Raw genomic sequence first — 11,775 nt, 5'->3', positions numbered from 1 at the left:
TGCTATAGCTTTAATTGGTATGATAACTTTTTGCCATCAGGTGAACGCATCGATAACGTTCATGTAAAAGGAGATCGGAATGTCCCGTTTTATGACCGAAGATTTTTTGCTGGATAGTGAGTTTGCCCGCCGTCTGTATCATGACTACGCGGCCGATCAACCGATCTTTGATTACCACTGTCACCTGCCGCCGCAGCAGATCGCTGATAACTATCGCTTTAACAACCTGTACGACATCTGGCTTAAGGGCGATCACTATAAATGGCGCGCCATGCGCGCTAACGGCGTGCCGGAAGCGCTTTGCACCGGCGATGCCAGCGATCGTGAAAAATTTAACGCCTGGGCACGCACCGTTCCGCATACCATCGGCAATCCTCTTTACCACTGGACGCACCTTGAGCTGCGCCGTCCGTTTGGCATTACCAATGTGCTGTTGTCAGAAAAAACCGCCGATCGCATCTGGGACGAGTGCAACGCATTGTTGGCGCAGGATGGCTTTAGCGCACGCGGCATCATGCAGCAAATGAACGTACGAATGGTGGGAACCACCGATGATCCGGTAGACGATTTACAGCATCATCATCGCCTGGCGCAGGATGAAAGCTTCACCATTAAGGTGTTGCCGAGCTGGCGTCCTGATAAAGCATTCAATATCGAAGCCGAAGGCTTTGCTGACTATATGCATAAGCTTGGCGCCGTCGCGGATACCGATATCCGCCGCTTTGAGGATTTACGCCGTGCGTTAAGCAAGCGCCTCGATCATTTTGCCGCGCACGGCTGCAAGGTTTCCGATCATGCGCTGGATGTGGTGCTGTTTGCCGAAGCGGACGATGCCACGCTGGATGAGATTCTGGCGCGTCGCCTGCAGGGAGCGCAGCCTTCGGAACAGGAGATAGCGCAATTTAAAACCGCAGTGCTGGTATGGCTGGGCGCAGAGTACGCCCGTCGCGGCTGGGTGCAGCAATATCATATCGGTGCGCTGCGCAATAATAACCGCCGTCAGCTGCAGCTGCTGGGGCCGGACGTGGGTTTCGACTCTATCAATGATCGTCCGCTGGCTGAGCCGCTGGCGCGTCTGCTTGATGCGCAAAACCGCAATAACGCCTTACCGAAAACCATTCTTTACTGCCTCAACCCGCGCGACAACGAGGTGCTGGCGACGATGGCCGGCAATTTCCAGGGTGAGGGCGAGCCAGGCAAGATGCAGTTTGGTTCCGCGTGGTGGTTTAACGATCAGCTGGATGGTATGCAGCGTCAAATGACGCAGCTGGCGCAGATGGGGCTGCTGAGCCGCTTTGTCGGCATGTTAACCGATAGCCGTAGCTTCCTTTCTTACACGCGTCATGAATATTTCCGTCGTCTGCTCTGCCAGATGATTGGGCGCTGGGTAGAAAACGGCGAAGCGCCGGCGGATATCGATCTGTTGGGCAACATGGTGAAAAACATCTGCTTCAACAATGCCCGCGACTATTTTGGCATTGAGCTTTAATCCGGGGAAATGTCATGCAAACACTGAATCGCAAAAATTTTCCTGGAGCGCAATATCCAACCCGCATCATCCAGTTTGGCGAGGGTAACTTTCTGCGCGCCTTTATCGACTGGCAGATCGATCTGCTTAACGCCCACAGCGATCTGGCTGCGGGCGTAACGGTCGTCAGGCCGATCGATCGTCAGGTCGACTATACGCTTAACCATCAGGACGGACTTTATACCGCCCTGATCCGTGGGTTGAATGCGCAGGGGGAGGTGGTGAGCGAGCCGCGCCTGATCCGCTCGATAAACCGCGAGATCCAGCCGTATCGGCAGTTTGATGAATTTATCGCGCTGGCGCAGGACGCGCATATTCGCTTTATGTTTTCCAATACCACCGAAGCGGGCATCGCTTTTAACGCCGACGATCGGTTGGAAGATCGCCCGGCGCGCTCGTTCCCTGGCAAGGTTGCCCAGCTATTGTGGGCGCGCTGGCAGCATTTCTCCGGCGCGGCGGATAAGGGCTGGATCATCCTGCCCTGCGAGCTGATCGATAATAACGGCGACGCGCTGCGCGAGCTGGTGCTGCGCTATGCCGAGTGCTGGCAACTGCCAGCGGATTTCAGCGCCTGGGTGAAGCAGCACAATATTTTCTGCAACACGCTGGTGGATCGCATCGTTCCCGGCTATCCGGCGGCAGAGGCTGAAGCGCTGTTTGTGGAGCTTGGCTACCGCGATCCGATGCTGGTGGCGGGTGAGGTGTTTTACCAGTTTGTGATTCAGGGCCCACAGCAGGTAGCCGATGAACTGCGGCTGTCGGCGCTGCCGCTTAATGTCCGGCTGGTGGAAGATATCAAGCCGTGGAAAGAGCAGAAAGTGGCGATCCTTAACGGTGCGCATACGGCAATGGTGCCGGTAGCCTGGCTTTCCGGGTTGGGTACCGTCGGCGAGGCGGTGAGCGATAATGGCATTGCACATTTTATCGATGCCATGCTGCGCGAAGAGGTGATCCCAACGCTGGATCTGCCTGCGGAGGATCTTCACCGCTTTGCGGATGCGGTGCTGGGCCGTTTCCGCAATCCTTTTATTCACCATCAGCTTTCGTCGATTGCCTTAAACAGCATGACTAAATTCCGCACGCGTCTGTTACCGCAGCTGCTGACCAGCTATCAGCAAAACAACCGCTGGCCAACGCGCATCACATTTGCGCTGGCGGCGCTGCTCGCTTATTACCGTGGCGAACGCGACGGCGAGCGTTATCCACTACAGGATGATGCGCGCTGGCTGGATCGCTTTGCCACGCTTTGGTCGCAGCAGGCGCAGGGCACTATCTCGCTGCCGCAGCTGGTTGCAACGGTGCTGAGCGATGAGCAGCACTGGGGAAGCGATCTCAGTGAGCAGCCTGGCCTGGTGGAGGCCGTTACCCAACACCTGCAAAACATCACCGCTCACGGCATGCGGGCGGCGTTACCACAATGAGGAATACCGGCTATGCAACAAGCGATTAAAATAGCGCCGCGCGATAATGTCGCCGTTGCGCTCAGCGATCTGGACGAAGGTAGCGTGCTGACGCTGGAGCAAGTGACCGTCACGTTGCGTCAGCCGGTAGCCCGCGGACATAAGTTTGCGCTGCGGTCGATCGCCGTCGATGAACACATTATTAAGTATGGATTGCCAATCGGGCACGCCACGCAGCCGATCGCGGCGGGTGAGCATGTCCATGCGCAAAATGCGCGAACCAACCTCAGCGATCTGGACGAATATCAATATCAGCCCGATTTTATAACGCTGCCGCCGCAGGCCGCCGATCGCGAAGTGCAGGTTTACCGGCGCGCTAACGGTGAAGTCGGTATTCGTAATGAGTTGTGGATCCTGCCGACCGTTGGCTGCGTCAACGGCATCGCCCGTCAGATCCTGCAGCGCTTTTTGCGTGAAAGCGGCGACGCTGCCGGTATCGATGGCGTTCATCTGTTCAGTCATCCTTTTGGCTGCTCACAGCTCGGTCAGGATCATGAGAATACCCGCACCATGCTGCAAAATATGGTGCGCCATCCCAATGCCGGCGCGGTGCTGGTGATTGGTCTGGGCTGCGAGAACAATCAGGTTGATGCGTTTCGCGATACGCTGGGCGGCTATGATAGCGATCGCGTCAGCTTTATGATCTGCCAGCAGCAGGAAGATGAAGTCGAGGCGGGGCTGGAACGCCTGCATCAGCTTTATCAAACCATGCGCCACGATCGACGCGAGCCGGGAAAGCTAAGCGAGCTAAAATTCGGACTGGAATGCGGCGGCTCAGATGGTTTCTCCGGCATTACCGCCAACCCGCTGCTGGGACGTTTTTCCGATCGCATGATCGCTAACGGCGGAACCACGGTGCTGACCGAGGTGCCGGAGATGTTTGGCGCAGAACGTATTCTAATGAGCCGCTGTCGCGACGAGGCGACGTTTGAAAAAACGGTCGCGATGATCAACGACTTCAAACGTTATTTTATTGCGCATCAGCAGCCAATCTATGAAAACCCGTCGCCGGGCAATAAAGCGGGCGGCATTACCACGCTGGAAGAGAAATCGCTGGGCTGTACGCAAAAGGCCGGTCAAAGCCAGGTGGTGGATGTGTTGAAATATGGCGAACGTCTGCGTCAACCCGGGCTTAATCTGCTTAGCGCGCCGGGCAATGACGCGGTTGCTACCAGCGCGCTGGCGGGCGCGGGCTGTCATATGGTGCTGTTTACCACCGGGCGCGGTACGCCTTACGGCGGCTTTGTGCCAACGGTAAAAATCGCCACCAATAGTGAGCTGGCAGAGCGTAAGCCGCACTGGATTGATTTCAACGCCGGTCCTCTGGTGCTGGACACGCCAATGGAAACGCTGCTGGAGCACTTTGTTGATTATATCGTTGAGGTGGCGAATGGCAGGCAGACCAACAATGAACGCAACGATTTCCGCGAGCTGGCGATCTTTAAAAGCGGGGTCACGCTGTAAAAGAGGCGGCCTGATGGCCGCCTCTGTAATTGCGCTTTTTTGCTCAGAAACCCTCAGCGGTCAGCTAAGGCTCTTTGATGCAGTGCGCTGTTCTTCCGCCTGACAAACGGCAGCGGTAAACAGAATATCGGTGGATGAGTTCAGTGCGGTTTCCGCTGAATCCTGCAATACGCCGATAATAAAGCCAACCGCCACTACCTGCATGGCGATGTCATTAGGAATGCCAAACATATTACAGGCCACCGGAATCAGCAGCAGCGAGCCGCCAGCCACGCCGGATGCGCCACAGGCACACAGTGAAGCGACCAGGCTGAGCAGTACGGCTGTGAGCACATCAACCTGAATGCCCAGCGTATTTACCGCCGCCAGCGTCAACACGGTAATGGTAATGGAAGCGCCCGCCATACTAATGGTTGCACCCAGCGGGATGGAGACCGAATAGGTATCTTCATCCAGATTCAGCCTCTTCGCCAACGCCATATTCACCGGAATATTGGCTGCCGAGCTGCGGGTGAAGAAAGCGGTCACGCCACTTTCACGCAGGCAGGTAAACACCAGCGGATAGGGGTTGCGGCGGATTTTCCACCATACCAGCAGCGGGTTAAACACCAGCGCCATCAGCAGCATACAGCCAATCAGCAGGGTAAGCAGATGCGCATAATTCCACAGCGCGGAGAAGCCGGTTGACGCCAGAATCGAGGCAACCAGACCAAAGATGCCCAGCGGCGCGCAGCGGATCACCATGCGTACCACCCAGGTCACTGCATGGGAGGCATCACTAAGCAGTTGCCGGGTATTGTCGCTGCTGTGGCGAAATGCAATGCCCAAGCCAATTGCCCAAACCAGGATGCCAATATAGTTAGCGTTCATTAAAGCAGTAAATGGATTCGCAACCATGCTCATTAGCAGGCCGTTTAATACCTCAGCGATGCCGGATGGCGGGGTAATTTCCGTTTGCACCGCGCTCAGGGTCAGCATCTGCGGATAGAAATGACTGCAAACCACCGCGACTACTGCCGCAAAGAAAGTGCTTAACAGATACAGCAGGATGATCGGGCGGATATTACTTTTTTGCCCATGTCGGTGATTAGCAATCGAGGAGATGACCAGCACCAGCACCAGCAACGGCGCTACGGCTTTCAGGGCGTTAACAAAAAGCGAGCCGAGTAAGCCCACCGCCAGCGCTGCATCTTTGGAGAACCAGGCAAGCGCAATACCGGCCACCAGGCCTACCATAATTTGTTTTACCAGACTGCCGCCGAGCAGGCGCGCAATCAGCGTGGAAGAACTTTTTTCCATCGTGAGAACCAGTAATAGTTATTGTGGCCGTCGCCGCCTTATCAGACCACGAGCGGCATGAGTGTTTGCCTGGAGGAGTATAAGGAAATGCGTTGGCAGGAAAAGCAGAAATTATGGCTATCAGGGCGGGATCAACTTTTTTTGTTTCTGTTTATTGGAATTGTGACAGTGATTCCAATTGCTCGATGTTGTTTGAGCGGAATAATTAACGGGGCGCTAAGCGCCCCGCAGCATATTAATTTGTTACTCTGCTTTGCTTATTTTATTGCGATCGTTTCGGTGATTAACCCAGGCGTTGATCAACAGCGTCAGGCCAAGGATCGACCCAACCACAGTCAGTGAAACTGAAACCGGAATATGCCAGATATCAACAATCAGCATCTTAATACCGATAAATACCAGCACAATCGCCAGGCCATACTTCAGCATAGAGAAGCGTTCTGCCACGCCCGCCAGCAGAAAATACATGGCGCGCAGGCCAAGGATCGCAAACAGGTTAGAGGTCAGCACAATAAAGGGATCGGTGGTAACGGCAAAAATGGCCGGGATACTGTCGACGGCAAAAATCACGTCGCTCAGCTCTACCATAATCAGTACCAGCAGCAGCGGCGTGGCATACAGCAGGCCGTTGCGACGAACGAAAAATTTCTCGCCTTCCAGATTATCCGTCATACGTAAATGACTGCGCAGCCAGCGCACCACCGGTTTATCACCGACAGAATTTTCATCTTCCTCTTTGCTGAACGCCATCTTGATACCGGTAAGCAGCAGAAAGGCACCGAACAGATAGAGGATCCAACTAAACTGAGTGACCAGCCAGCTACCAGCGAAAATCATAATGGTACGCAGGACAATGGCGCCCAGCACGCCGTAAATCAGCACCCGACGCTGATAGGCAGCCGGTACGGCGAAATAACCGAACAGCATCAGCCAGACAAAAACGTTATCCACGGCCAGCGCTTTTTCCAGTACATAACCGGTCAAAAAAGCCATGGTTTGGGTATTCGCCATTTCACGGCCGGCAGAGCCATCGAGATACCACCAAAAAGCGGCGGAGAATAGCAGGGAAACAGAAACCCAGACCAGCGACCAGACTGCCGCTTGTTTAAGCGTCATGGCTTGTGCGCCGCGCCGTCCCTGTAAAAAGAGATCGATCGCCAGCATGATTAGCACGACAACGGCAAAGCTGCCCCAGAGTAACGGTGTGCCAACGGTTTGCATAAATAATATCCTGTCAGTAAACAAAAACGGCCAACGTCGGAAGACGTCAGCCGCGCTGTTTATCGCAAGCAAAACCCCGCCTTCCGGCAAGGTCTCACTTACAACGCAGAAATAATTCCGGGTTGCCCGATGACCGGATGCATAACGCATCGTAATGACGATCGATCGGCTAACAAGTTACTCCCCTTTGCTGCAAAGAAAGATAGAAGAGCACCAGTCAATAAGCAACGTATCTAAAGTAATATTTTGAAATATTTACACTAAGTGGATCTGATCGCTTTATCAGCCGGAAAAACCACACCGGTTTGCCGACGGATCTCTGACAACAGGCGCGCTGTGCTGCACGCCAACGACAATCCTGCATGCTCGACGTGCCGCTTAGCGACCAGCTCTGCGAAATGCTCAGCTTCATAACGCATCGTGTTACTGTGCTGCGCTGGCGTCAGATCCTGCGCTGCGCCGCCGCGAGGGATAAAGGTAATGCGTTGGACTTCAGAGAGTTTTTCTATCACCAGCGAGCCCGCCTCGCCCTGAATTTCGCTGGGAATATGCGAGTCGCTGACTTTGGAATGCAGCAGCGTGACATCGAAATCGCCGTAATGCATCAGCACCGCACCGTGCGCATCAACGCCGCTTGCCAGTAGTGCGGCCTGCGCCTGTACCCGTTGCGGCTCGCCCCATAGCGCCAGCGCGCTGGCCAGGCAGTAATAGCCAATATCCATAATGGAGCCGTTAGACCAGCGCGGATCGAAAGTATTGGGATGCTCGCCGTTCAGGTAACGCGGATAGCGGGAAGAGTACTGACAATAGTTGAACAGCGCCTTACGCAGCCTGCCAAGCTGCGGCAGGGCCTGTTGGATCACCTGAAAACCCGGCAGGCAGGCAGTTTTAAACGCTTCAAACAGCACCACCTGATTTTCAGCGGCGCAGGCGATCATCTGTTCAGCTTCCTGAAGAGTAGAGGCGAGCGGCTTTTCACAAATCACATGCTTGTTATGACGCATGAACAGCAGCGCCTGCTCACAATGCAGGGCATTAGGGCTGGCGATATAAACCGCGTCAATCTCAGCGCAGGCTGCCATCTGCTCCAGTGAGATAAAGAGGTGATCGGCCGGACAATCTTTAGCGAACGCCAATGCCTGTTCCAGCGTGCGCGAGTAAATGGCGGTCAGCTTCATTTTGCCGGTTTCATGGGCAGCCTCCACAAACTGCCGGGTAATCCAGTTAGTGCCTACAATAGCGAAGCGAATCATAAAAATTCTAACTCCTGAGCTTGAGTGCAGAAGGGCAGAGTAGCATGCGCGTTGGGTTGCGCTACGGCAAAGCGCTACTGCTGATTTGATCCTGCGATCCGCCTTCCAATATCATGGCTTCTTTCCTGGATGCAGGAACCGTAACAGAAGGATGCGATGTGAGCGTTAAACATGTTCTTAACTGGACCACTATTCTGGTCGCGATCCCGGTAGGCTGCGCGGCATCGCTGGTAACGCTGGGCTTCCGTCATCTGATTGAATGGATTAATCAATTACTGTTTCATAGCGATCGCGATATTACCGTGGCGATGACCGTCTGGCCCTGGTACTGCTGGCCGCTGATTGTTGGGGCAGGCGGCGTTATTGCCGGTTTTTTTCTGCGCTATGCCGTCAGTCTCGAACAGCAGCAAATCAGTAAAACCGACTATCTGGATGTCATCAACGCCCGGCTGGATGCGGTGCCGACCAGAACTTCATTGTTTCGCGCGCTCTCATCAATTGCCAGTATTGGCAGCGGTGCCTCTATTGGTAAAGAAGGGCCGATGGTGCAGCTTTCGGCGCTGTGCGGCAGCCTGATGGGGCGTTTTTGCTTTAAATCGGTCGCTATCAATAACAGTGAAATTGTTGCTATGGCCGCCGCCGCCGGGCTGGCCTCGGTTTATCATGCTCCGCTGGCCTCGGCAATTTTCGTGGCGGAGATCGCTTTTGGCATCACGGCGCTGCAGCGGCTGATCCCGCTGATTATCGCGGCCGCCACGGCGGTCATGACCATGTGGTCGCTGGGGCTGCGCAATGCGCTTTATCCCTTTGCCGAGGTCGCGTTTCAGCTGGATCCGACCACGCTGCTGTTGACGGTTGCCGTTGGCCTGTTATCCGGCCTGCTTGGCTGGCTGCTGATTAAAATGATCGGCCACAGCAGGCAGCTTTTTTCTCATGTTCGGTCGCTGCCGCTGCGTCTTGGATTAGGGGGAGTGCTGGTGGGCACGCTGGCGCTGGTTTCCACCGATATCCTTGGCAACGGCTATGAAGTGATCGTGAAGATTATGGCCGGACACTATCTGCTGCCCGCGCTGCTGCTGCTGCTGGCATTGAAGATGAGCGCAACGGCGTTGTCGGTGGGCTCAAATGCGGTAGGCGGATTATTTACGCCCTCGCTATTGGTAGGGGCGCTATTGGGCGTAATCATCGCTACGCTGGCGCGACAGGCCGGGCTGCCGGTAAGCAACACGCTGCTGTTTGCAGTGGTGGGCATGGGGGCAGTGCTGGCTGCGGTCAGTCAGGCCCCCCTGATGGCGATGCTGATGGTGCTGGAAATGACTTTAAACAGCAGCCTGCTGTTTCCGGTAATGATCGCTACCGTGCTGGCGGCAATGGTCGCCTGGCAGCTGCAGGCGACCAGTACCTATCCCGTGGTAACGCAGCATTTTAATCGCGCTGATGCCAAGCTCGATTTTGATAACAGTATCATCGAGCAGCTGATTGTACCCGGCGCCGCGCTACAGCCGCATGAATCGGTAGGGCGCGCGCTGGCGGTCAGCTCGCTGAAAAAAGAGCGCTATGTCTATGTAATTAACGACCTGGAGCATTTTCTTGGCGTGGTTTCGATTCACGATATTTCGCGCAAAATTCTCGATCATGAAATTACGCTCGATTCGCCGGTGATTCTGGTGATGGATGCACAGTTTCCCTGTGTGTTCCGCAATCAAACGGTGCGCGAGGGATGGGAAGCTTTTGCACAGGTCACGCTGGAGCGTCTGCCGGTATTAAATAATCCACAGGATCGTAAATATCTTGGCGTATTGACCAAAACCAGCCTGATTAGAAAGGCGAAAGCGTTTATTTAATCGGCGTTGCCCAACTGAGCCTGATGAGTTAGCCACAGTCGGGTATCGAACTCCAGTTGATGATAATCTGGCTCCATGTGGCAGCAGAGCTGGTAAAACGCTTTGTTGTGCTCTTTCTCTTTGATATGCGCCAGCTCATGCACCACGATCATGCGCAGAAAGGCTTCCGGTGCCCGGCGGAACAGCGTGGCAACACGAATTTCCGCCCGCGCTTTCAGCTTGCCGCCCTGCACCTGTGAGACAGCGGTATGCAGGCCAAGCGCATGTTTTATGACGCGGATTTTACTGTCATAGATCACTTTATTCAGCGGCGCGGCGTTGCGTAAATAGCGGTTTTTAAGCGCCTGCGTATAGTCATACAGCGCTTTGTCACTGGTGATATTGTGCATGGCGGGATAGCGCTGTTGTAGCACTTCGCCAAGGCGCTGCTGATCAATAAGGGTCTGGACCTGGCGCAGCAGCGTTTCAGGATAGCCCTGCAGATAAATTAACGACGACATGACGCGGCTCGAATAAAAAGGCAGTATACTGCGCCCCCGCTTTCGGGGCGAAAAGATGCGCAATAGTACCACGCCGAGGAATCCATGAGCCAATTAGAACTGAGCCAACGCACGCTGACCTTACACCGCTTCCCGCGTATGCAGGAAGAAAACCCACTCCAGGCGTGGGATTCGGCCGATGAGTATCTGTTGCAGCAAACGCTGCCGGAGCAGGGACCACTGCTGGTATTTAACGACAGCTTTGGCACACTCGCCTGCGCGCTGGATCGCCCACTCTACAGCATTAATGATTCATGGATTAGCCAGCAGGCGACGCGTCAAAATCTGCGTGACAACCTGCTGGATGAGGATCGGGTGACCCTGCTTGACAGCATGGCATCGCTGCCTGCTGCCCCCGCCTGCGTGCTGATTAAGATCCCCCGCACGCTGGCACTGCTGGAGCATCAGCTGCGTCAGCTGCGTGAAGTGGTGACGCCGGAAACCGTTATTATTGCCGGTGCGCGCGCGAAAGATATCCATACCTCCACGCTGCAGCTGTTTGAACGTATTCTTGGCCCAACGAAAACCTCGCTGGCGTGGAAAAAAGCGCGCCTGGTTTACAGCACTTTTGCCGCGCCGGAACTCAAGCCGCAGGCGGAGACGCTGAGCTGGCCGCTGGATGGCACCGCGTATCAGATTCATAATCATGCCAACGTCTTTTCCCGCAGCGGGCTGGATATTGGCGCGCGTTTCTTTATGCAGCATCTGCCGGATAATATCACCGGCGAGATTGCTGATCTTGGCTGCGGAAACGGCGTGATTGGCCTGCTGGCGCTGGAGATGAATCCACAGGCGGAAGTGCATTTCATTGATGAATCCTGGATGGCGATCGCTTCCAGCCGCATGAACGTTGAGCTTAACCGTCCGCAGGATATGGCGCGCAGCCATTTTCAGGTCAATAACGCGCTGAGCGGTTTTCCGGCCGATCGTCTGCATGCGGTGCTCTGTAATCCTCCTTTCCATCAGCAGAGCGCAGTGACCGATCATATCGCCTGGCAGATGTTCCGGGACGCGCGCCGCTGCCTGCAGTATGGCGGCGAACTGCGTATCGTTGGCAACCGCCATCTGGATTATTATCGCAAAATGAAAAAGCTGTTTGGCAACTGCACCACCGTGGCGTCAAATAACAAGTTTGTGGTGCTGCGCTCGGTAAAGCTGCGTTGAGAT

General features: G+C 55.0%; 9 protein-coding genes. 5 read left to right on the top strand and 4 right to left on the bottom strand.

The window, feature by feature from the left end; translation table 11 throughout:
- Positions 1 to 79 precede the first annotated feature (79 nt).
- From uxaC to ACQE3Y_RS13220, 3 genes are read left to right on the top strand one after another with little or no spacing between them, the layout of a single operon-like run.
- Positions 80 to 1,489 carry a glucuronate isomerase gene (uxaC, locus tag ACQE3Y_RS13230; protein WP_426981867.1) on the top strand — a complete coding sequence of 470 codons (1,410 nt, stop codon included), beginning with the start codon at positions 80 to 82 and terminating at the stop codon, positions 1,487 to 1,489.
- A gap of 14 nt (positions 1,490 to 1,503) precedes the next feature.
- Positions 1,504 to 2,949, top strand: a complete 1,446-nt coding sequence (locus ACQE3Y_RS13225) for a tagaturonate reductase (protein ID WP_426981866.1) — start codon at positions 1,504 to 1,506, stop codon at positions 2,947 to 2,949.
- 12 nt (positions 2,950 to 2,961) lie between these two features.
- Entirely contained in the window at positions 2,962 to 4,452 is a 1,491-nt protein-coding gene (locus ACQE3Y_RS13220; protein WP_426981865.1) for a UxaA family hydrolase, read from the top strand.
- Between the two features lie 60 nt (positions 4,453 to 4,512).
- Here the strand turns inward: ACQE3Y_RS13220 and sstT are convergent, their stop codons facing one another.
- From sstT to ACQE3Y_RS13205, 3 genes are all read right to left on the bottom strand, one after another.
- Positions 4,513 to 5,751 carry a serine/threonine transporter SstT gene (sstT, locus tag ACQE3Y_RS13215; RefSeq protein WP_426981864.1) on the bottom strand — a complete coding sequence of 413 codons (1,239 nt, stop codon included), beginning with the start codon at positions 5,749 to 5,751 and terminating at the stop codon, positions 4,513 to 4,515.
- A 243-nt stretch (positions 5,752 to 5,994) separates the two neighbouring features.
- Positions 5,995 to 6,972, bottom strand: coding sequence for a TerC family protein (locus ACQE3Y_RS13210; protein WP_426973328.1), 978 nt, complete (start codon positions 6,970 to 6,972; stop codon positions 5,995 to 5,997).
- A 260-nt stretch (positions 6,973 to 7,232) separates the two neighbouring features.
- A complete protein-coding gene (locus ACQE3Y_RS13205; protein WP_426981863.1) occupies positions 7,233 to 8,225 on the bottom strand; it encodes a Gfo/Idh/MocA family protein in 993 nt (330 codons plus the stop codon).
- A gap of 158 nt (positions 8,226 to 8,383) precedes the next feature.
- On the opposite strand from ACQE3Y_RS13205, the gene ACQE3Y_RS13200 reads away from it, so the two are divergent.
- Positions 8,384 to 10,069 carry a chloride channel protein gene (locus tag ACQE3Y_RS13200; RefSeq protein ID WP_426981862.1) on the top strand — a complete coding sequence of 562 codons (1,686 nt, stop codon included), beginning with the start codon at positions 8,384 to 8,386 and terminating at the stop codon, positions 10,067 to 10,069.
- On the opposite strand, the gene ACQE3Y_RS13195 is transcribed toward ACQE3Y_RS13200, so the two are convergent.
- A complete protein-coding gene (locus ACQE3Y_RS13195; RefSeq protein WP_426981861.1) occupies positions 10,066 to 10,569 on the bottom strand; it encodes a M48 family metallopeptidase in 504 nt (167 codons plus the stop codon). The two genes, ACQE3Y_RS13200 and ACQE3Y_RS13195, sit on opposite strands and share 4 nt — an antisense overlap.
- An 84-nt stretch (positions 10,570 to 10,653) precedes the next feature.
- On the opposite strand from ACQE3Y_RS13195, the gene rlmG reads away from it, so the two are divergent.
- Positions 10,654 to 11,772, top strand: a complete 1,119-nt coding sequence (gene rlmG, locus ACQE3Y_RS13190; protein ID WP_426981860.1) for a 23S rRNA (guanine(1835)-N(2))-methyltransferase RlmG — start codon at positions 10,654 to 10,656, stop codon at positions 11,770 to 11,772.
- Positions 11,773 to 11,775: the final 3 nt, after the last annotated feature.

The sequence above is a fragment of the Pantoea sp. FN0305 genome (assembly GCF_050113845.1).
Lineage (GTDB): Bacteria > Pseudomonadota > Gammaproteobacteria > Enterobacterales > Enterobacteriaceae > Mixta > Mixta alhagi.
The sequence above is the reverse complement of the archived record's forward strand: the minus strand, read 5'-3'. Positions and strand labels throughout refer to the sequence as shown.